Raw genomic sequence first — 20,776 nt, forward strand, 5'->3', positions numbered from 1 at the left:
GTGGTGGTCGGCCCGGTGGCGGCGGCGGCGGTGGTGGCCGCGGCGGTCGTGGTGGTGGTCGTGGCGGTGGTCGTGGCGGCGGCGGCGGTGGCCGTGGCGGCGGCGGCGGTGGCTACGGCGACAACTGGTAACCCAACAGGTTTTTGATGAGGCCCCGTCAGAATGACGGGGCCTTTTTTTGGTCTCGCGGCGTCATCCACTGCGCCCCGCAGCCGGCATGGTGTTCAGCCAGACGCCTGCGTGGGTCTATCATGCCGCGGATGGCGGCCGATGATCGGGTGTCGACGAAGGTCGGCGGCAGCACATTGAAGTCGGCCAGCGTCGAGCTCGCGCAGGGTGACATCGTCAACGGTCGCTATCGGCTCGAGCAATTCTTGAGCAGCGGCGGCATGGGTCGAGTCTGGCAGGCGACCGATCTCGATCTGCGCCGCGAAGTCGCGATCAAGTTGATGCATCCGGGCCTCGTCGCGACCCAGACCGCGCGCGAGCGGTTCTTGCGAGAGGCCCAGTCCGCCGCGAGGCTGCGCAGCGCCAACGTGGTGTCGATCCTCGACGTCAAGGTCGACACCGAGCGGGGCGTGCCCTACCTGACCATGGAGCTGCTGCGCGGCGAGGATCTGTCGCGGCGGCTCGAGCGGGGCCCGCTGAGCTACGCCCAGACCATGGCGGTGATCACCGACCTGTGCGCGGCGATCACAGAGGCGCACGCCAAGGGCATCATTCATCGCGACCTCAAGCCGGCCAACATCTTCTTGCTCGAGGGCCGGCTCGACCGCGGTCGCGAGCTGGTCGCCAAGGTCCTGGACTTTGGCATCGTCAAGTCACTCGCGATCGACTCGCTCGAGCACGCCCACAGCTCCGAGCCACGCGCGCTGACCATGGCCGGGACCGCGCTCGGGACCGTGACCTACATGAGCCCCGAGCAGGCCGAGGACGCGCAGAACGTCGACCACCGCGCGGATCTGTGGTCGATCGCCGCGCTGTGCTTCGAGTGCCTGACCGGCAAGCGGGCGTTTCGAGCCAAGTCGCTGGCTGAGCTGATCCGCGAGACCGGCGGGCCGCGGGTCGTGCCCTCGAACATCGCCGATAATCTACCGCGTGGGTTCGACGCGTGGTTTGCCCGGGCCACCCACCACGAGATCGATCAGCGGTTCAGCTCGGTCGCGCAGCTGCTCGAAGGCCTCGCCGCGCTCGGAAAGACCCAGGCTCCGTCGGCCGGCCCCGGCCCCAGCGCCTCGCTGCCGCCGCCGTCGCGCAGCTGGGCCTCGGACGCCAACCAGATCGACATCAACGAGCTGCGCCTGCTGACGTTCAAGAACAACGTCGTCAACGAGTTCTTGGACAGCGGCAGCAAGTACTTCGTGGTCGGCAGCAAGGGTCTCGGCAAGACCTTGTTGCTCACCTACAAGCGCTCGCTGCTCCACGAGCAGTACCAGGGCGGCGACGAGCGCAAGCAGGCCGCGGTCAAGTTCATCCCCGAGGGCCGGCCCTACCTCGACCTGATGAGTGATCTGCCGAGCGTCGGCAAGGCCGAGATCACCCTGATGTCCGAGCTGCACAGCTGCAAGCGCATGTGGGGCTTCGCGTTTCGGATCGCCGCGCTCTCGCATCACGCGGGCGTGGGCGCGGGCGCCAGCTCCGACGAGCGCGACGAGCTCTTGCGCATCGCCGCCCCGATCCGCGCCATGCTCGAGGGTCGCAAGGCCGAGCCCACCGTCGTCGTCAAGCAGCTGCTCGCGCTCTCGTTTGGCGAGCTCAAGCAGATGCTGGATCGCAGCGAGAGCTTCCTCGAGTACAAGATTCGCTCGCTGCACAGCCCGACCTTCATCTTTGTCGACAAGCTGGATCAGGCCCTGCGCCAGCTCCCGCGTCAGGCCTGGATCGCCATGCAGGCTGGCATGATCGAGGCCGCGTGGGATCTGATGAGCACCAACGCCCACGTCAAGGTGTTCGCCACGATCCGCGAAGAGGCCTTCGCCGAGTACGAGTCCGACATCAAGGCCAACCTCCACGGCGCGACCACGGCGTTGCGCTACACCAAGCGCGACCTCAAGGACATGCTCGAGAAGTTGACTTACTTCTACGAGCGCGTGCACCTGCGCGACTTCGTTCGGCTCGACCACATCACCACCACTCGCGGCGCCCGGGGCGAGCAGCCCTTCGACTTCATCTATCGCCACACGCTCGGGCGACCGCGCGACCTCGTCATCATCGCCTCCGAGATCTCGCGCAACCGCGGCGCCCCGATCGACGAGCAGCTGTTCAAGCGGGTGATCCGGGAGACCAGCGCCGGGATGTTGGTCGCCAACGTGTTCCTCGAGATGCGCGTGTTCCTGGAGATCCTGCGTGATCGAGACGAGCGCGGGCGGTTCCTCGCGCTGCTGCGCAACGACATCTTGACCGCCGAGGATCTGATCGACGTGTGGTGTCGGTTCCACGGGTTCGAGCGCGAGTACTACGAGCTGCACGGGCGCGAGGCCGAGGGCGTGTATCACCCGTTCCGCGAGCTGTTCGACTGCGGGCTGCTCGGGGTCGTCGTTCGGGATCCCGCGACCGGGCGACGCAGCCAGCACTTTCGTCAGCCCCGCGACGCCGTGGGTGGCTCGCGTCGGCAGCTGCCGCCGTCTCCTCACTACTTGCTGCATCCGGCCTTGCAGGCGCTGGTCATGCAGCTCGCGGGCGGCGGTGGGTTTGTGCCGTTTCGCCACGTTGTGATCGGGCACCAGCAGCCCTGGCCCAGCTATTACGGGCGCATGATCGAGGTTCAGCGCGAGCTGCAGCGGGGCGCTGATCGTGGGGACGAGGACAGTGAAGACGCCGTGTTCGATGTGCTGGCGCGGTTTGATGGCCACGTGGGCGCGGGCGAGAGCGTGGAGGTTGCCCGGCACCTGGTCGCCGCGACCTCGGCGTTCGCCGAGCTGACCACGCGGCTCGAGCATCGTGGGTGGGATGATCTGCACCTCGCGCTGCTCGAATTGTTTCCGGCTCGGCGTTCGGTGAGCTCGGCGGCGCAGGTGGTCGCGGCGCCCGAGCGGGCGGTGGAGCGGGCGGCGTGGTCTGGGGATCACGACGAGGGCGGGGAGGATGGCGAGCTGGGGGGCCCAGATACGACCATGGGGCCCACGCATCGGGCTGCGGTGGCGATGTTGCTGATTGATATCGTTGCGTCGACGGAGTTCGTCGAGCACCACGGGGATACGATGCTGGTCGAGTTCCTGCGGGACATTCGGGATGTCCTGACCCACGACAGCCATGAGGCGCCGCGGGTGATCAAGGGGGTCGGGGACGGGTATCTCGTGGTTTACGGTACGGTTTCGGGGGCCCTCGCTAGCGCGCGGGCGTTGCTTGGGGGGCTCGAGGACCGCAGCAGCTTGCGGCTGGTGGTTCACTGGGGGGACGTGCATGTCGGGGCTGCGGATGTGTATGGGGTGGAGGTGCATCGGTTGTTTCGGCTCGAGAAGGTTGCGGAGCGGGCCCGGGTGGGGCCGCCGGGGCCTGTGACGTTGCCGACGCCGGGGCGGGTGATGTTGTCGTCTGCGGCGGTGGAGTCGCTGCCGAGGGAGCAGCGGGGTGGGTTTGAGCGGGTTGGGACGTTTCGGATCAAGGGGTTTGAGGATCCGGCGGAGGTGTGGGTCGAGAGCGAGCCGCGCTGACGCGTGACGATGGCCCTGCCCGAAGGTCCTGTACCTCTATATTTGCGCAGTGTGCAGACGATTAGGGACGACCACGCCACCAACCACAGTCCACGACCCCGCACTCCCCAATGAGCCCCATCCAAGCGCCAGAACGCCAGCTGCTCGCCAGCTGGGAAACCAACGCGGCAGCGTGGACGTCGGCCGTGCGCGGCAAAGCGATCGCCAGCCGCGAGCTCGGGACAGATCGCGCGATCCTCGAGGCGGTCGCAGCCCAGCCCCCCCGCGCCGCGCTCGACCTCGGCTGCGGCGAGGGATGGCTGGTCCGCGCGCTCACGCAGCGAGGGATCCTGGCGTTTGGCGTCGATGGATCCGCGTCGCTCATCGAGGCTGCCCGGCGCGCCGACCAGGCGGTTCATGCCGAGCGCTACCGCTGCCTCCACTATGAGCAGCTCGAGCCGGCAGCGCTCGCCGATGCTGGTCCTTTCGAGCTGGCCATCGCCAACTTCGCGCTGCTCGGCGAAGACATTGAGACGCCGCTGCGCGCGCTGGCGAAGCTCCTGGTCCAACCCCGCCGGGTGCTGATCCAGACGCTGCACCCCGCCAACATTGACGCACCCGAGCGCGACGGTTGGCGACACGAAGACTTTCGCGGGTTCGGAGATGCCCACGCGTGGGCGCCGATGCCCTGGTACTTTCGGACGCTCGCGTCGTGGACCGTCGAGCTAGCGGGGGCCGGCTTCACGGTGGAGCGCGTTTCAACGCCGCTCAACCCCGGGACGGGGCGGCCGTTGTCGCTGCTGATCGACGCCCGCGGCTGAGCATCCCCCAATGAATCGAGTCTACTGTTCGTTTGCACAACTGCGCGAATATGAAGGTACATGACCTTCGGGCAGGTCACCTACGGGCAGGTCACCTACTCATTTGTACAACTGCGCGAATATGAAGGTACATGACCTTCGGGCAGGTCACCAATCCGGGCACCAAAGGTACATGACCTTCGGGCAGGTCATCAATCCTCGTTCAGCCAGCTCCGCAACCCCCGAGTCCTCGCCTGCGCCCGCTTGAACGCCCGCGCCTGGTTCCGCCGCTCGATCGTCGAGTTCGCCTCAAACAGCGCAAACGCCTCGCGCATCCCCCCCAGCCGCGCAGCCGCTCGCTCCAGCACGATCCCCCGAAACACATCAAGGTCGCCAAGCTCGAGGTGCTCGCTACGCGCAAGCATCTCGTCGATCAGCGTATCCGCGGCCCGCTCCAGCTCCCCCAGGATCGACCCATTCGCGTGTCCATGATGGCACTCGAACGTGAGCGCCAGCGACACATGCCCAGCCTCGATCTGTCCAGCCTCGGGCGACTCGGCCAGGCACAGCGCCCAGGCCCGACGCACGACGTTGTCGAGCTGCCGCAGATTGCCAGGCCACTCGGCCGCGCACAGCAGCTCACAGGCGCGGCGACTCAGCGAGCGCGAACCACAGCCTCCGGCCTCATCGCAGCGCCGCGCCGCCATGAAGTTGGCCCACGCCGGGATCTCGTCGCGTCGGGCGTCGAGCGGCGGAATCTCGGTGACGAGCACGTGGACCCGATAATACAGATCCTCGCGAAACTCCCCGCGGGCAACGGCCGCCTCCAGATCGCTGTTGGTGCCCACGATGATCCGCGCGGAGCAGCGGCGATCCTGGCGGTCGTCACCGAGCACGCGAAAGCTACGATCTTCCAGCAGTCGCAGCAGCCCGGCCTGGCAGGCGAGTGAGAGCTTGTCGATCTCGTCAATGAACAAGGTCCCCGCGCCGGCCCGCGTGACGCCACCGTCTTGGTCGCGGACCGCCCCAGTGAAGGCCCCGCGTCGCCACCCAAACAGCTCACCCATCTGCATGTCGCGGGGAACCGACAGCAGGTCCACGGTCACGAACGGTGCCTGCCGACGCGACGATTGCTGATGCACCCAGCGGGCGAGCGACGACTTGCCCGTGCCGGTCGGACCCGTGAGCAGCAAGGTCTCCGGCAAGGTCGCGTAGGTCGCGAGGCGAGCGACGATCGCTTGCATTCGGGCGCCGACCACGGGCAGGCCGAGATCAGATCGGGCCGCCGTGGACTCCGAAGGGCGCGGCGTGGTCGAGGCGCTGTACTTGCGGTGCATGGTGCTCGGTCCGGACTCGCTGCGTACGGCATTTACTGCCATTGAACGTGGCTCTTGCGCCAGGGTGCGAAACCCTGCTGACGCGGCAGACTATTCAGTCTCGACTCTGAACTCGACGCGGCGTGTGACGATCTTGCGCGCGCAGTAGACCGCCCGATACAGGTTCCGCGCAGGCGTCCCCAGCGGACGCGGTCGCGCGTCCACGAGTGACGCTGCACCGAGGCGCAACCGCGAGCAGCAACGCGTGAGCGGCCAGCGGACTCGGCACGTGGGTTGCTTTGGCACCCAGGCATGAACGCTCCATCCAAGCCAACCATCCACAATCGCATGTTCTCCTCCATCGGCTGCATCGCCATGCTGGCATTGTTCGCTGGCGGGTGTGATCCCGACGAGCTGGCATCGGAGGTCGATCGTTCCGCCGCGCTCGACGTCGACGTCGCCACCGCCGACGCGTCCACCGCCGACAACCCACCGCTGGTCAGCCCCGGGCCCGATCAGATCGACGGCATCAGCCCGGTCGGGTTTGACGACGAGCGGCAGCTATGGCTCTACGACCGGGACGGCGACGGGTTCCCCGACCTCACCGAGGCGCTCGATGACACCGACATGCTCGACCCCAACAGCAACCCGGCGGTCGACGACGAGCTCGACGCCCTCGACCCGGTCGCGGCAGCGTTCCCCCAGTCCAACTGTCGCAAGGGCTTCCAGCAGGCCGGACCCCGGCTGTGCATCAGCAAGCAGCTACGCCCGGCTCGCCGGTTTCGCCGGGCGATCAACAACTGCCGTCGACGCAGCAGCAGCGTGTGCAGCTACGAAGACCTGACCTACCTATATTTGAACTCGGACCTCGACGAGGACTACAACCCCAGGAACAAGTGGATCGGCAATATTACCGGGGATAATTACGTGCTATGCGGTAATCGGCGGATCAGCTACGACGGCGACCCCGATTGGGTCGATTTCGAAGACACGTGCCACAAGAACGAAAAGCACCCATTTTGGTGCTGCCACGACGACGATCGGGGCAAGAATGACGAGGACGACTACGACGAGGAATATGACGACTGAGCTGATAACAGTGAGGCTCACGGGTTCAGGTGTGCCCAGGGACGCGGGTCGACCGATCGGAACGCCGCGCCCTTGGGCAGCGCTCGCAGCCGCTTGGCGAGGCCGACCAGCAGCGCGATCGCGCCAATCAACACCACCGGCGAAGTCGCGACCAGGCCCATGAACAGCTCGTCCTTGCTGGCCAGGTAGGCGACCCCGGCCAGTCCAACCGCCAAGAGCACGCCGCCTCCGGCCAGCCACGGCTTGGCCTTGGCGTGAAACGTCCGGACCGCGAGGTCATCTCGCAGACCGCAGGAGGGGCAGGGCGAGAGGGCGATCAGCTCGTCGCCGGCCTGCTCCATGTTGCCGTGGGCTGTCCCCATCGCCAGGTCGCGGGTGTCGTCGAGATCCTGCAGCAGCCCAGTCTGAGCGCCCGCGCTCATCTGCATGCGAACGGCGCCCTGATCTTGGTGCCCGCAGTGCTCGCAGGTGAACGGGGCGTAGACCCAGCCGCGACGGGTGGCGTGGACGATCGTCGACATGCGCTGGATCTACCAGATTCGGGCAGACGGTGTCGCTGACCGTCTGCGAGTGTCTGACAGTCATCGCCGACAGTCCGCTGGTGGGCAATTCCAGTCGTGGCACCGCAACGCGAGTGGCGAAGGACTTGCAGCACGGGTCTGACACTCGCTTGCCCCGCTTGGTAGGCTGTCTGGACCCCCGTCATGCCCGCGCCCGAGTATGCCTCGATTCATCCCCTGCTAGTCGGCCCGCGACCCCTTCGCGCCCGCGTCTCCGGCCTCTCCCGGCTGGTGGCCGTGTCGGCTGGTATTGGCCTGATCGCCCTCAGCGTGGCCCCGCAGCCAGCTGCGGCGACTGATTCCGCACCCGCCGAAGATCAGGCCGGGCCCGACGAGGCGCCCGTCGATCCCAACTTGGCCAAGGCCGAGGCCCTGTTTCGTGAAGGCCAGGCCAAGTACGAGACCGCCGACTACGCAGGCGCGGTCGACCTGTGGACATCCGCCTACGCGCTCGTCGACTCGTCGACCGAGAACGCCAGCATCAAGGCGCTGCTGATCTACAACCTCGCGCAGGCCCACCTCAAGGCGTTCGATCTCAACAAAGACAAGATCCACCTCAAGCAGGCGCTGCAGCTGCTGCAGAGCTTTCAGTCCAACCTCTCGCTGCTCTACGACGATCAAGCGCTGCTCGACGCGGAGTCCAGCAAGGTCGCGGGGCGGATCGACGAGGTCGAGGGGCTGCTCGCCGAGCTCGAGGACAGCGAGCGTGAACCCGCGGCGGATCCCGATGAGGCGCCCGCTGCCACCGTCGAGCCCGCGCAGGACCAGTCACCCGCCGACGCGAACACCCGCTCGGGCACGCCGCTGATCGCCGCTGGCGGCACGGTGATCGGACTTGGGGCGCTGTTTGGTGTGGCGGGGATCGTCGGTGGGTTGATGGCCAGCAACGCCAACGACATCAGCGATCTCGAGCCCGACGACCTCGCAGGCCGCGAGGATCGCTTCGCCTCCGGGCGGGCCGGTAACACGATGTTGATCGTCGGCTCGGTCGGCGCGGGGGTGTTGGTGCCAACTGGCATCGCGCTGATCGTGGTCGGGGCGCTACGCAACAAGAAGAACGACGATCGTCGCGCCGCGGCGCTGCCCCGGCTTGTCCCCAGCGTCGGCGGCGTGTGGGGTGGTGGCGGTGGCGTGACGATCTCAGGACGGTTCTGATCGGCGTCGATCAAGCAGGAGACACGCACGTGAGCGATAAATTACGCATTCAATCAAGTCTCAGGATCCTCGCGTCACTGACCGCCTTCGTCGGCAGCTTCGCGCTCGGGGCCTGCTTCGACGGGCTCGACTCCACGGGCCTGCCGTGCACCAACGACGACCAGTGCGGGACCAAGAACAGCTGCATCGAGGGGTTCTGCGGCGGCATGTTTGCCTGCGCCGACGGTGAGCTGGTAGTCGAGGACGAGCTGTGTGACGGCAAGCTCGACTGCCCCGACGGGTCCGACGAGGACTTCGAGCGCTGCTTCGGCGACGCGGAGCCGTTCGAGTGCGACGACGGGACACTGATCCCGGCGGACCTGGTCTGCAACAGCACCGAGGAGTGTGCCGACGCCAGCGACGAGGCTCCCACGATGTGCGTGGGCGTCGGCGTCAACAGCTGTGAGGCGCCCGGCGGCGACCTGGGCTATGCGCTGGGCCCCACTCACGCGGTCATGCCGGGGCCGAGCAAGCTCGCGCTCGGGGATCTGGTCGGGCCCCCGACCGTGGACGTCGTCACGATCGGCGGCGCCGGAGACCAGCTCACGATCGTGTCGATCGACGAGGGCAGCTTCGGTCCAGAGATCGTCCTCGATGAGTTCGGGGTCAGCCAGATCGTCGACTTCGAGCTCGGTCTGGCCAACGACGACTCGATGACCGACTTGGTGGTCGCGACCACGGGGACGGACCCAGACGGCACCGACGCGGGGATCTACGTCTACGCCAGGGGCATGCCGATGACCCCTCCCGCGCTATTCGGGGCGCCCTCGGTCGTCCCGGGTCTGCTCGACGCCCAGGTCATGGGCATCGAGCTCGGCTCGTTCGACCTCGACGACGCCAGCGACATCGTCGTGATCGTCGATGGGGCGGTGAAGGGCCGGGGGGTCGCGGCGGTCGGCGATCCGGCGGCCGCCGCGATGGGCGGCGCCTACTTCCAGTTCGCGCCGCAAGACTCGTTCACGCTCGACTACGAGACCTTCTTGGACTCGGCGATGACCGACATCGACGACGACGGCGACAGCGACCTGCTGGTCACGAGCATCACCGACGGCAAGGGCGTGCTGTGGATCGTCAAACGCAGCGGTGAGGGCGGTCAGGGCCCGGTCGAGTGGGATCCTCCGCAGATGCAGGTGACGCCGTTTCCGGGCCGCGAGCTGGCGCTGGGCCAGCTCTCGACCATGGCCGTGTCCGACGATCTGGTCCTGCTCGACACGATGTCCGGCGACCTCCAGGCCTTCGTCAATCAGGAGGGCAGCTTGACGCCCCGTCCGCCGCTGTCGGCGGTGACCGGCAGTCAGCTGTCCGGGCTCACGGTCGCCGACATGAACTGCGATGGCTTCGCCGACTACTTGCTCAACGTCGAGAATCCAGCCGAAGTGCGCGTGTACCTTGGCGATGGCTTGGGCGGGCTGGTCTCGGACGAGCCGATTATCTACGCGAGCGGCGGGACCCCTCGCGGCGACCTGGCGGTGTTTCCCGCTGACAACGACTCGACGCCAGACATCGTGGCCGCCGTCGACGCGGGCGACGGGGTCGGCACAGCCGAAGTCCGGTTGTTGGTGACCGCCGAGGCGTCCAACTGAGCGCAGCCTCGCCCCGCGACGCGGCCACGCTCGCCCACGCTCTTGGAGTGGCGAGGGGGTGGGGTTCTCGGCGTCCTGCTCGCTGGCCCAGGTGAGTCGTCGGTGCGGGGACAAGTGTTTCGCATCCGCTTATGCTCTGCCGGGTGGTCGAGGTCGTTGACACGCAGGGCGAGCCCTCGCGCCCGATCACCGCGGTCGACTCGGCGGCCGAGTCCGCGGCCGAGTCGGTGCCCGAGCCGCGCGCCCAGGCGCAGCCGCCACGCCTGCGCGAGCGGGGCGAGACGATCGGGCGCTACGTGGTCGTCGACACGATCGGCCAGGGCGGCATGGGGGTGGTCTACGCGGCCTGGGATCCCCAGCTCGATCGACGCATCGCCCTCAAGCTCGTCAACTTGGGCTCGGCGTGGGGCAGTGAAGGTGACACGCAGCGCGCCCGGCTGCTGCGCGAGGCCCAGGCGCTCGCTCGGATCGAGCACCCCAACGTCGTCAAGGTTCACGACGTCGGGGTCAGCGGCGGGCAGGTGTTCATTGCGATGGAGCACGTCAACGGCCAGAGCCTGCGCCAGTGGTTGCGCGCGGATCGTCGGTCCGTGCGCGACGTGCTCGAGGTGTTCATCGCGGCCGGCCACGCCCTCGCCACCGCCCACGCGATGGAGCTGATCCACCGCGACTTCAAGCCCGACAACGTGTTGGTCGGCCACGCGGGCGAGGTCAAGGTCGTCGACTTTGGGCTCGCCCGCGACAGTCGCCGCGATGATCGCCCGCGGGCCCGCGAGTGGGCCGAGACCGAGCCGGTGATCGCCCGCGCGCTCGAGCGCGCCGCGTCCGAGAGTCAGGGCCGGGCCGGGGCCACCCGCGAGCCATCGGGTCTCGACGAGATCGAAGAGGACTTCGGCGTGGACTCGGGCGGGTCGAACCCAGACTCGGGCCCTGGCTCGTTCTTGTTCAACCCGTCGAACATCACGATGGCGGGGACCGTGCTCGGGACCCCGGCCTACATGGCGCCCGAGCAGCACGAGCAGGCCACCGTCGACGCGCGCTCGGATCAGTATGCGTTCTGCGTGAGCTTGTGGGAGGCGCTCTACGGCAAGCGCCCGTTCTCTGGCCGCCGCTCCGACGTGCTCGCCCGGCGCAAGCGCAAGCTGCAGATCCGCGAGTCCAGCCGCGGGCTGCGGGTCCCCAAGCAGGTTCGCAGCGTGTTGTTGCGGGGCCTGAGTCCGCGTCGCAACCGGCGCTTCGCCGCCATGTCCGAGCTGCTGACCGAGCTCGAGGGCAGCCTCGCTGAGCGGCGCCGTCGGTGGCTGCCCGCGCTGGCGCTGGCCGCTGCGACGTTGGTCGCGGTGTCTGTGAGCTGGTCGGTGTTGGCGAGCGACGACGCGGAGCCCTGCGCGGCCCCAGTCGAGCAGCTCGCGGGGGTCTGGGACGACGCGCGGCGGGCCGAGATCGCGGCTGCGATCGCGGCGAGCGAGCTGACCTACGCCTCCGACAGCTGGGCGCGGATCTCCGCCGGCCTCGACAGCTACGCCGAGCGTTGGCTCGCGGCCGAGGTCACCGCCTGCGAGGCCACCCACGTCCGCCACGAGCACGACGGCGTGTGGCTCGACCGCCGGCTCGCGTGCCTCGAGGCCCGCCGCCGCGAGCTCGCTGGCCTGACCACGCAGCTCGTTCGTCGCGACGAACGGACCGTCGAGCACGCGACGCGGGCTGTGTCTTCGCTGACCCCGATCGACGCGTGTGAGCGCGAGCGCAGCCCCGAGCTGATGCCGCTGCCCGCCGACTCGAGCCGCCGACTGCGGGTGATCAGCGCGCTCGATCAGCTCGCGGCCGCCCGCGCGAGCGTGGGCTCGGGTCAGCTCGACGACGGCCTGAGTCGCGCGCGAGCGGTGCTCGAGCGCGGGCGCGAGCTCGACTGGGCCCCGCTCGAGGCCGAGGCGTTGTTCGAGATCGGCCGGCACCGCGCCGACGTGGATCTCGACCTCGAGGGTGAGCTCGAGACCCTGCACCAGGCTGCGATCGCGGCGTTGCGTGGTGGTCACGATCAGCTGGCCGCGCGCAGCTGGTCTCGCCTGGCGCGGGGGCTGGTCCGCGCGGGTGAGCTCGAGCAGGCCGAGCGCTGGCTCGGCTACGCGGACGAGCTGGCGACGGCGCTGGCCCTGGCCCACGGCCACGACCTCGCGCTGACAGCCGATCTACTCCACGCTCGCGCGCAGCTGCGCTTCGCCGAGGGCGACTTCGCTGGAGCGGAGCAGCACGCCCGCGAGCGCGTGACCCAGCTGCGCGAGTTCTACGGCGAGGACAGCCCCCACGTCGCGGACGGGCTCAACAACCTGGGGGTCGCGGTGTACATGCAGTATCGCAAGGACGAGGCGGTCGCGGCCTACCGCGAGGCGCTGGCGATCCTCGAGCGCGTGCACGGCCCCGAGCATCCCTCGGTTGCGACCATGCACAACAACATCGGCGTGGTCTCGACCGATCGCCACGCGTACGCCGACGCGCTCGTCCACTACCGCCGCGCCGTCGAGATCCGCGAGCGCGTGTACCCGCCGGATCACGAGCTCGTCTTGCAGTCGCTGGTCAACCTCGCCAACGTGCACCTGTTCTCGGGCGACCCGATCGCCGGGGTCGCGGTTGGGCTGAAGATCGTGCAGCGTCGCCAGGCGAGCGCGGCCGTCGCGGTTGCGACGCCCGAGCGGCGGGTCAGCCTGGTCCCGGATCTGCTTCGACTCGGGCGACTGTTCGCGCTCGCGGGTGAGCCACGCAACGCGCTGATCGTGCTCGAGCAGGCGCTGAGCTTGCTCGACGAGGTCCCGGACGCCCGCCTCCCGCCGGGCTTCGTGCCGCCCCCCAAGGGGCAGCCCTGGCCATCGCACCTCGATGGCTGCCGCGTGGACGTGCTGGCGGGCATCGAGGACGCGAGCCGGGCCCTGGGCCGCACGCTCGACGCAGACCGGGCGCTCGCCCGTCGCACCGCGATCCCGGTCCCGCAGCGATCGCACCCACGCCGCTGCCTCGACGAGCACAACCGCTGGTCGACCTCACCCTGATCCAAGCGGATCGCTGTGATCTCGGTCTCAGCGGCGCGCGCCCACGCTGCTAGGATTTCGCGCCTGCTCGGCCCCACCACCCATGCTCATCAAGCTGCTCGGTATCGAAGACGCACCCCTCGCGATCTTTTTGGTCCTCTCGATCAGCGGGTTGCTGGCCTACTTCATCGCCTCGGGCCTCAGCTACCTGTTGTTCTTCGTGTTGGGGCGCAAGCGCTTCCACCCGGACTACGTCGCGGACCCGCAAGAGAACCGCAAGGCTCGATTCTGGGGCGCGCTGTCGGTCGCAGGCAACGCGCTGTTCATGGTCCCGTTCCACTGGCTGCTGTCGCACGGCTACGGCCACCTGTACTGGGACGTCAGTGACTATGGGTGGGGCTGGCTAGTAGCGAGCTTCTTCTTGTACCTCGCGGTCACCGAGACGATGATCTACTGGACCCACCGCGCGCTGCACTCTGACTTTCTCTACAACTGGCTGCACAAGCGGCACCACCAGTTTCGGGTCACGACCTCGTGGGTCAGCACCGCGTTTCACCCGATCGACTCGTTCGCGCAGGCGCTGCCCCATCACCTGTGCGCGTTCTTGTTCCCGGTCCACGCGGTCTTGTATCTGGTCATGGTCTCGTTCGTGACGGTCTGGTCCGTGGTGATCCACGATCGGGTCTCGCTGGTCCGCTGGAAGTTCATCAACTACACGGGCCACCACACGCTTCACCACTGGTACTACCAGTACAACCTCGGGCAGTTCACGACCGTCTGGGATCGCCTGGCCGGGACCTACAAAGATCCCGAGCTGTGCTACGAGGACATCCCCGAGGGCGTGGTCGTGCGCTGGCAGGATGGGCCCGGAACCCTGGTCGGGCCGCGGGCGCCACGGCCGACGGACCTGCGCGAGGACATGGTCGCGCTCGAGGCCGCCGAGTAGCTCGGGCAGTAGCTCGAGCGATCGGGATCAGCCGGGACCGGGCGGGACCGGGCCTGGCGGCGGGGCCGGGCGGGCGTCCCCAGGATCTTCGGAGGCATCGTCGTCGGCCGGATCGTCGGCCGGATCGTCGGCAGGACCTTCGGGCGGGTCATCGGACGCCGACTCCTCGTCTTCGTCCCCGTCCTGCTCCCCGTCCTCGTCGGACTCGCTCTCGTCGTACTCCTCGTACTCAGCCTCGTCGCCGTACTCGCCCTCGTCGCCCTCACCGTCGGGGATCGACGCGTCCGGGTTGGTCCACACGTCGGTGCAGGGCGTGCAGGTGCTCGGCGGCCGCACGAACAGCGCTCCGTTGCTCTCGAGCTGGGTGAGCAGGCCGGGCTCGGCGAGGTACAGCGATCCGGTGTCGCCGCCCTTTGACGAGAGCTCGACGAACAGCTTGTCGCCCGTGCGGCGCAGCCGGAGCCCGCGCGCGTCGGCCAGCTTGTTCTCGTGCTTGCCGATGATCTTGCCGCTCGGGTCGAGCTGATACGCGCGGGCCTTGGCGCCACACGAGGCCGACGCGTACAGCGTGTCGGTGCCGACGCTGCAGACCATCCACTGGGCGGGGTCGAGCCCGTCGGCGGCCGTGAGCTTGGCCGCTTTGATCACGGGCTCGAGCTCGCCCGCGCCGCCGCGGTGACAACCAGCCACGGCGCCCTCGAGCGGGACGGCGCGCGGCAGCGGATCGGGATCGAAGCCCCACGCGCGCAGCTGGGTCGCGCCGTCCTCGGATCCCTCGCTGGGCGGGCGCTTCCACTTGAGCTTGCCGCCCTCTTCGACGATGCCCTTGATCGTGAATTGGCCGTCGGCGGTCATCCACCCGACCGCGAATCCATGGCCCTCGGCGTGGCGATAGACCTGGGCCCCAGCGCCGCCGAGCTCACCGAGCGCGTAGGACATCCGGTTGCGCTTGTCCAACAGCATGTAGTTGCCCGCCGACGCGCCGCAGGTGGTCCCGTACAGTCGCTCGAACAGCGCGTAGTCGTCACCGAGCTGGCCGAACACCGCCGTGGCCCGGGCAAACCGACGCCGGACCGGGCCGTCCTCACCCGAAGGCTCCGGGCGCGAGACATACACGAACACCTGGCGGATCGTGTGGTCGAGATCGTCGCCACCCCAGGCCGTGGTCTCCCACCCGGTCCACGCCAGCGCGGGGTCGAGGATCACCGGTGGCCGCGCGACGCCGTCGGTGCCGTAGACCTCGACCTCGGCCAGCTGGATCTGCTTGTCTTTGTTGCCGGCGTGGAGCTCGAGCACCTCGATCGCCAGGCTCTGGGTCTCGACCGGCGCGTCGAAGCGCACGTAGCCGTGATCCGCACCGTCCGGCACCGTCGCGTCGAGGTAGCCCGCGTCGGTGTGGATGCGAACCTTGGCCACGCGCGGGTGGCCCTTGTAGTCGCGGTAGCGCGGGCCCGCGGCGGTGTACAGCCGCACGACCTCGACCTTGGCCTTCTCGGGCAGCGCGAGCCCAAGCACGCACGGCTTGGCCTGGCCGAACTCGCAGGTCCACGCGGTGTCGAGATCATCGTCGCGGGTCAGCTTGGCGTCACCGGTCCCCGCCGCACCCCAAACGGGGAGCTTCGCGGTGGCCATCAGCGAGAACAGATGGCTGATCTTGTCGATGCTAAACCCGAGGCCCTTGGCACCCTTGGCGCCGGTGCTCGCCGCGGCCGTGGCCCGCGTGATCGCAACGGCGGCCGCGCGTGGATCGTCGGGCTCGTCGACGGGCTGACCCCCGGTGTCGTCCGGGTCCGGCGCAGGTTGTGCCTCGGGATCAGATCCGTCGGTCTTGGGTGTCGTCGAGTCGCCGCTCGACGTCGCAGCGTCGTCGCTGTTCGACTTGCACGCAGCGGTCAACGCAACGCTGAGCGCGAGGCTGGAGATCAGTGGAGGTCGGACGAGAACGCGCAGGGCGGCCATGGTTCGCGTGCAAACTAGCAAGATATCCCTCACCCCCCCAGACCCTCGTGGGGTTGGGTCCTTGCGTGGGTTGGGCGGGAAATTGCGGGAATTACAGGTGGTGGTGCCGGGCTGGCACTCGGGGCGAGGGGCCGCGTAGGGTCCGCGGGCCATGGGCCTCCTCGACACCATTCTCTCGGCTTTGGGTCTGCGCAAGCAAGTCCAAGACAACTTGCACACTCCCCCGGTCGCCTCGGCCACCGCCACCGCCGCCGCCGCTGCTGTCGCCGCCGACGACGACGACGACGACGACGACGACGACGGGGAAGGGCGGGACTTCGCGCTCGAGGCCGTCGACGATCGCGCCAGCTTCGACTTTGACAATGACGTCGATCGCTACTTCGCCGCCCAGTTTCGGATCGAGCAGAACTGGGACGACGAGGACGACCGCGGCGCGCTGTTTGGTGAGTACGGGATCCGCTCCCCACAGCACTGGTATCAGGTCAAGGCCACGTTCGAGCGCTGGAGTCAGTCACCGGCCGCGCGGGCCAAGTACCCGACCGATGGCGACCTCATGCAGGCGCAGATGGACGCGACCCAAAAGGTTGCGATGCAGTCGATGAACATCGGCAACCAGCACGCGGCGCTGGCCGAGGATCTCGCCCCGGTCGAGGGCGTCACCCTCGAGCAGTGGGCCAAGGCGCAGGCCGGGGTCGCGAGCGGCGGCGACGTCAACCAGCTGATCGCCGGGCTGGGCGTGGACAAGGCCGCCTGGGATCGGATCTCGGCCGAGTGGAACGCGCGGATGAGCCGCGACACCTCGTTCACGATCACGATGGAGTACTCGAAGCACTTCGGCAGCGCGGGGGTCGGGCAGTTCGCGGGTGCTTCAGCCTCGGCTGCCGCTGGCGAGGCCGCGTCCGAAGCCGACGCACCGATCACGCTCGAGCGCTACGTCGAGATCGAAGTCGCCCAGAGCGCCGGATCCTCGCAGGGCAAGGACGCGGCCGGGATCTTGAAGAGCTTCGGCATGAGCCCGATGGAGTGGGGCCAAGTCGGCGGCTGGTGGTCGCTCTACATGAGCAAGAACGCGATGCGCAACAACGGTGAGCTGCACGCCCGCTACACCAAGCTGCACGAGCAGTTCGAGGCCAAGTACGCGACCGCGTCAGCCGACGACGACATCTCGTTCTGATGGCACACGCGGACCAAGCGGCGTTGCTCGACCAGGGGCGCCAGGCGATCGCGGCGATCGTCAACCTCGCGTCGATCTGTCCCGCGGGCGGCGACGCTCGCTGGGACGCGATGTTGGCCAAGCTGAACGTCACCCCGCTCCCGCCGGACGAGCGAGCTCGACACCTGCGCGAGGGGCCCGGCCAAGCCAAGGGCGCGCTGCTGCTCGAGCTGCGCTGGGCGCTGAACGGCGTGGTCGCGCCGCTGTGCGAGCACATGGATGAGGGCTGGCGCTTGACCCACGAGGTCGAGCAGGCCGTTCGCGACTACGTCGGCGCGGTCAAGCCCCGGGTCACCACCGCCTCGATCTTTGCCAACGCGCTGGCCGGCGCCGCCAGTTCGCCGGCCGCCATGGTCGGGGCCGCGGGTGCCAGCGCCGACTGCTGCCGCTGCTGTGGCGCGCCGCGAGCCGAGCGCGGCGAGACCCACTGTCACTACTGTGGAGAATCACGATGACCGCTGCTATCGACGCCCGCTGGGATGGGTTCCTCGCCAAGATCCGCGAACGCTTTGACGAGCTGATGCGCGAGTCCACGGCCGGGTGCGCGGCGCTGCTGGTTCAGACCGGCGGTGACCCGACCCCGGTCAGCAACGCGTGGCAGGGCATGCGCATGCGGGCGCTCGACCTGAGCGGCAAGGTCAGCGACAGCTGGAACGACAAAGTTCAGGACATGTATCACGACGCCGAGGCCTACGATCAGGCCGACGCGGCCTGGGCCCGGGCGGAGGCGCTGACTGACGAGATCGAGATCCGCCTCGAGCAGATCGAGACCAAGATCTTCGCCGACGCGATCCGCAGCTTGTTAGGCATGGCCGCGACCGAGCAGGGCCAGCTGCGCTGCAGCCAGTGCGGTGCCGAGCTTCAGCACGCCGTCACCTTGCAGTCGATCGAGGTCAGCTGTCAGCACTGCGGCGCGCTGGTCACGATCGAGCCGGGACCGCGCGCGCGCATGGCCGAGGCCATGTCGCATCATCTGTGGCGCGAGGCTTGCTGGCCGCAGTGGCTCGCGCGCTACCACGCTGACAAGGCCGCCCGCCACGCCCGGTCGGCCACGCTCGCGCAGCTGCAAGCGTGGGAGCAGGCGGAGATCGAGTATCTGACCGGCTATCTGCGCGAGCGCGCCAAGCTGCTGCCCAACACGGCGGGCGAGCTCGACAAGGAGCTGCGCGGGCGGATGCATCAATTCTATCAGGGCCTCGAGCGCGAGAGCGCCTGGAAGCAGGCCGGCTCGCCGCGTCGAGTTCGCTGAGCCGCGACTACTTCGAGAGCACAGACTTGTATGCCGGGATGTCATCGGGTGGCTTGTGGGGCGGGTTGACGGTGGGGGGCATCTGTCCATCTGGACGAATACACAGGTACATGACCTTCGGGAGGGGCACGGTGGGAGGGGCACGGTGCTCGGGGACGCCCAGCTGGACAAATACACAGGTACATGACCTTCGGGAGGGGCACGGTCAGCTCGCGCGGCCGAGCTCGCGCGGTTGGTCACGAAGGCTCGTCGCAATGATCCGCTCGACCGCCACAGCTTGGCCCCGCCCCGCTCGCCGCGACGCCTGGGCGATCGCATGGATCACCCCCAAGTCAGGCAACGGCAGCACCCGCAGCTCGGTCGCCGAGACCTGGGTGTTGCCGCTGCAGATCCGAAAGTAAGTATCAATCGTCCGCGACCCAAGCAGGGCCGCCAGCCCGATCACCTCCATCTCCGACATCCCCCCCGGACGGTGGATATAGTTCACATGGTTCTCGAGCCCAAACGCGCGGCACTCGAGATGCTTCGCAAGGTGCGGCGCGGCGGTGATCCGCTTCGGGTCCTCCTTCGCAGAGAACCGACGCAGCAGCACGTAATTACGATTGGCGAGCAGACGCGCGTCACCGATCGACGCCCGCACGTGCTCTTGCTTGCGAAACGGCTGACCCAGCGGCCAGGTCACGCCATCCGCCGACACGTGCTGCAACCACAACAACGGCAAGGTGTCGCGCTGGCGCGCGTGCTCGAGGTAGTCCGTCGCCCGAAACGGCACGATCGGTCCGGTCGACGCCTGTAGCCCCAGATCAGCCAGCACCATCGGCCAACCGCGGACCGCCTGCAGCAATCGAAGCTCATCCGCGCTGGTCGGCAGCGAGACCACCGCGTCTGCGTCGTCGCCCACGACATCACGCGAGGGCGCGCGCAGGCAGCTGACCGAAGCGAGATCCCCCAACCCCTGAGAGCGAGAGATGATCACTTCATGCTGCGCGCCCGCCTGCTTGGCATACACCACCACGATGTTCTCTTGCAGCACCGCGTCGCCGCGAAACGCGTCGGTGCGCGAGTCGAACACGTGAACCCTGCGAAGCCGCATCTGCTGGTGAAAGCGCGTACGAAACCGCCGAAAGTAGCGGCCCGAGGCGAAGCTGCGCGGGACCACGAAGCACAGCGCCCCGCCGGGGTGCAGCAATTCGCTCGCGACCTCCATGAAGCGCGCATAGATATTTGGGGCATCGCCCCCGCGCGGGTCCGATGGCGGCAGCTTGTAATAGGGCGGATTGGCGATCGCGAGGTGAAATCGCCCGACCGGCCGATCCCCCAATTCGAGCACGTCCTCGCTCAGCACCGAGAACGAGAAGCCAGGACCCAGGACCCGCCCCGCCACGGTCAAGCTGCGCACGAGCTGATCGCGCGCCCCCGGCTCGGACTCGACCGCGACCAGCTCGACCCGGCGGCCTGGCTGGTCTCGCAGCGCGCGCGCGGCCAGGCTCAGCCCCAGGACCCCAGTGCCCGCGCCCGGATCGAGGATCCGCAGGGCGCCGAGCTGATCGAGCTCGCCGAGGTCGACGAGGCTCGCCATGAACTCGCCGAGCGCAGCCGGGCTGAAGAATTGCCCCCACCGCTTCTTGTGCGCCTTGGTCGACGTCGCACCCAGCGCCCGCGCCCGGCGGTCTGCCTCGGCGACGGGACTGCCGGCCTCGCCGCCCGGATCGTGCTGTCGCTCGTCAGTCACGTGGGCTCACCCACTCGCGCCGCGAGGGGTCTGTGGGGGGCGACGTTACACGCAACCGCGGAGCTCGCGTAAGCCCCGTCCGGTCGGGCCCTCGATCAGGACTTCCCGCGCGCCCGGCGGGCCGCCGCAGCCTGCTGACGCAGCGTCTCGAGCAGCTCCCGCTCGTGGGTCTCGAGCTGCTCGACGCGCTGGTCCGAGATCGGCGGACTGACCTTCGAGATCGCCGCAGCGGTCTCGTCGATCAGATCCTCGCCGACACAGCGGGCGTCGTACTCGGCCCGCTTGGTCGGATCGATCAGCACGGCAAACGCCTCCTCGATCAGCCGCGTGCGCGCAGGGGTGCGGCCTGTGCCGCTCGAGCGGTCGTGTTCGAGGGCTCGATGGAAGGCCCGGAGGATCTCGTCGGTCTCGGCCTCGGGCCCAAGGCCGAGGATCTCGTAGTAGTCGGGGTCGCGCATCAGCCTGTATTCAATAACAGGT

Annotated in this window: 15 protein-coding genes; 10 read left to right on the forward strand and 5 right to left on the reverse strand. The window is 68.4% G+C overall.

The features are described 5' to 3' along the window. Positions 1 to 260 precede the first annotated feature (260 nt). Both ENSA7_RS26830 and ENSA7_RS26835 read left to right on the forward strand, forming a co-directional pair. Positions 261 to 3,653 (forward strand): P-loop ATPase, Sll1717 family, encoded by a 3,393-nt coding sequence (locus ENSA7_RS26830; protein ID WP_106092204.1) that lies wholly within the window; start codon positions 261 to 263, stop codon positions 3,651 to 3,653. Between the two features lie 110 nt (positions 3,654 to 3,763). Further along, complete coding sequence (locus ENSA7_RS26835) at positions 3,764 to 4,453, forward strand: class I SAM-dependent methyltransferase (protein ID WP_219908060.1); 690 nt, start codon at positions 3,764 to 3,766, stop codon at positions 4,451 to 4,453. A gap of 191 nt (positions 4,454 to 4,644) precedes the next feature. On the opposite strand, the gene ENSA7_RS26840 is transcribed toward ENSA7_RS26835, so the two are convergent. Further along, the gene (locus ENSA7_RS26840; protein WP_106092205.1) at positions 4,645 to 5,811 is read right to left on the reverse strand and encodes a sigma-54-dependent transcriptional regulator; all 1,167 of its coding nucleotides are present in this window, start codon (positions 5,809 to 5,811) and stop codon (positions 4,645 to 4,647) included. Between the two features lie 285 nt (positions 5,812 to 6,096). Between ENSA7_RS26840 and ENSA7_RS26845 the strand changes: the two genes are divergently transcribed. Next, positions 6,097 to 6,837 (forward strand): hypothetical protein, encoded by a 741-nt coding sequence (locus ENSA7_RS26845; protein ID WP_146158165.1) that lies wholly within the window; start codon positions 6,097 to 6,099, stop codon positions 6,835 to 6,837. 17 nt (positions 6,838 to 6,854) lie between these two features. Here the strand turns inward: ENSA7_RS26845 and ENSA7_RS26850 are convergent, their stop codons facing one another. Continuing rightward, positions 6,855 to 7,358, reverse strand: a complete 504-nt coding sequence (locus ENSA7_RS26850) for a hypothetical protein (RefSeq protein ID WP_106092207.1) — start codon at positions 7,356 to 7,358, stop codon at positions 6,855 to 6,857. 270 nt (positions 7,359 to 7,628) lie between these two features. On the opposite strand from ENSA7_RS26850, the gene ENSA7_RS26855 reads away from it, so the two are divergent. The 4 genes from ENSA7_RS26855 (at position 7,629) to ENSA7_RS26870 (ending at position 14,143) form a co-directional block, all read left to right on the forward strand. Next, complete coding sequence (locus tag ENSA7_RS26855; protein ID WP_106092208.1) at positions 7,629 to 8,552, forward strand: hypothetical protein; 924 nt, start codon at positions 7,629 to 7,631, stop codon at positions 8,550 to 8,552. Positions 8,553 to 8,581: 29 nt separating this feature from the next. Continuing rightward, positions 8,582 to 10,174 (forward strand): LDL receptor domain-containing protein, encoded by a 1,593-nt coding sequence (locus tag ENSA7_RS26860; RefSeq protein WP_106092209.1) that lies wholly within the window; start codon positions 8,582 to 8,584, stop codon positions 10,172 to 10,174. A gap of 143 nt (positions 10,175 to 10,317) precedes the next feature. Then, positions 10,318 to 13,218, forward strand: a complete 2,901-nt coding sequence (locus tag ENSA7_RS26865) for a serine/threonine-protein kinase (RefSeq protein ID WP_244923922.1) — start codon at positions 10,318 to 10,320, stop codon at positions 13,216 to 13,218. Positions 13,219 to 13,300: 82 nt separating this feature from the next. Then, a complete protein-coding gene (locus tag ENSA7_RS26870; protein WP_106092211.1) occupies positions 13,301 to 14,143 on the forward strand; it encodes a sterol desaturase family protein in 843 nt (280 codons plus the stop codon). 27 nt (positions 14,144 to 14,170) lie between these two features. Here the strand turns inward: ENSA7_RS26870 and ENSA7_RS26875 are convergent, their stop codons facing one another. After that, positions 14,171 to 16,102 (reverse strand): anaphase-promoting complex subunit 10 family protein, encoded by a 1,932-nt coding sequence (locus ENSA7_RS26875; RefSeq protein ID WP_106092212.1) that lies wholly within the window; start codon positions 16,100 to 16,102, stop codon positions 14,171 to 14,173. Between the two features lie 151 nt (positions 16,103 to 16,253). Here ENSA7_RS26875 and ENSA7_RS26880 point away from each other — a divergent pair, with 151 nt between their 5' ends. Genes ENSA7_RS26880 through ENSA7_RS26890 form a run of 3 tightly spaced genes read left to right on the forward strand, consistent with a single transcriptional unit; the run spans position 16,254 to position 18,564 of the window. After that, positions 16,254 to 17,276 (forward strand): DUF6620 family protein, encoded by a 1,023-nt coding sequence (locus ENSA7_RS26880; RefSeq protein WP_106092213.1) that lies wholly within the window; start codon positions 16,254 to 16,256, stop codon positions 17,274 to 17,276. Next, positions 17,276 to 17,770 carry a hypothetical protein gene (locus ENSA7_RS26885; protein WP_106092214.1) on the forward strand — a complete coding sequence of 165 codons (495 nt, stop codon included), beginning with the start codon at positions 17,276 to 17,278 and terminating at the stop codon, positions 17,768 to 17,770. Before ENSA7_RS26880 ends, ENSA7_RS26885 begins: the two co-directional genes overlap by 1 nt. Next, positions 17,767 to 18,564 (forward strand): hypothetical protein, encoded by a 798-nt coding sequence (locus tag ENSA7_RS26890; RefSeq protein WP_106092215.1) that lies wholly within the window; start codon positions 17,767 to 17,769, stop codon positions 18,562 to 18,564. The genes ENSA7_RS26885 and ENSA7_RS26890 overlap by 4 nt, the downstream gene beginning before the upstream one ends. A 205-nt stretch (positions 18,565 to 18,769) precedes the next feature. Here ENSA7_RS26890 and ENSA7_RS26895 read toward each other — a convergent pair whose 3' ends face one another. After that, positions 18,770 to 20,296 carry an Eco57I restriction-modification methylase domain-containing protein gene (locus tag ENSA7_RS26895; RefSeq protein WP_106092216.1) on the reverse strand — a complete coding sequence of 509 codons (1,527 nt, stop codon included), beginning with the start codon at positions 20,294 to 20,296 and terminating at the stop codon, positions 18,770 to 18,772. A 95-nt stretch (positions 20,297 to 20,391) separates the two neighbouring features. Then, positions 20,392 to 20,754 (reverse strand): J domain-containing protein, encoded by a 363-nt coding sequence (locus ENSA7_RS26900; protein ID WP_106092217.1) that lies wholly within the window; start codon positions 20,752 to 20,754, stop codon positions 20,392 to 20,394. Positions 20,755 to 20,776 lie beyond the last annotated feature (22 nt).

Source organism: Enhygromyxa salina, assembly GCF_002994635.1.
In the GTDB taxonomy this organism is placed as follows: domain Bacteria; phylum Myxococcota_A; class Polyangia; order Nannocystales; family Nannocystaceae; genus Plesiocystis; species Plesiocystis salina_B.

What these genes read in the sequence shown, in the direction of transcription:
- ENSA7_RS26830 (WP_106092204.1), top strand. Translation starts at nt 261, where the DNA reads ATGGCGGCCGATGATCGGGTGTCGACGAAGGTCGGCGGCAGCACATTG.
- ENSA7_RS26835 (WP_219908060.1), top strand. Translation starts at nt 3,764, where the DNA reads ATGAGCCCCATCCAAGCGCCAGAACGCCAGCTGCTCGCCAGCTGGGAA.
- ENSA7_RS26840 (WP_106092205.1), bottom strand. Translation starts at nt 5,811, where the DNA reads ATGGCAGTAAATGCCGTACGCAGCGAGTCCGGACCGAGCACCATGCAC.
- ENSA7_RS26845 (WP_146158165.1), top strand. Translation starts at nt 6,097, where the DNA reads ATGTTCTCCTCCATCGGCTGCATCGCCATGCTGGCATTGTTCGCTGGC.
- ENSA7_RS26850 (WP_106092207.1), bottom strand. Translation starts at nt 7,358, where the DNA reads ATGTCGACGATCGTCCACGCCACCCGTCGCGGCTGGGTCTACGCCCCG.
- ENSA7_RS26870 (WP_106092211.1), top strand. Translation starts at nt 13,301, where the DNA reads ATGCTCATCAAGCTGCTCGGTATCGAAGACGCACCCCTCGCGATCTTT.
- ENSA7_RS26875 (WP_106092212.1), bottom strand. Translation starts at nt 16,102, where the DNA reads ATGGCCGCCCTGCGCGTTCTCGTCCGACCTCCACTGATCTCCAGCCTC.
- ENSA7_RS26880 (WP_106092213.1), top strand. Translation starts at nt 16,254, where the DNA reads ATGGGCCTCCTCGACACCATTCTCTCGGCTTTGGGTCTGCGCAAGCAA.
- ENSA7_RS26885 (WP_106092214.1), top strand. Translation starts at nt 17,276, where the DNA reads ATGGCACACGCGGACCAAGCGGCGTTGCTCGACCAGGGGCGCCAGGCG.
- ENSA7_RS26890 (WP_106092215.1), top strand. Translation starts at nt 17,767, where the DNA reads ATGACCGCTGCTATCGACGCCCGCTGGGATGGGTTCCTCGCCAAGATC.
- ENSA7_RS26900 (WP_106092217.1), bottom strand. Translation starts at nt 20,754, where the DNA reads ATGCGCGACCCCGACTACTACGAGATCCTCGGCCTTGGGCCCGAGGCC.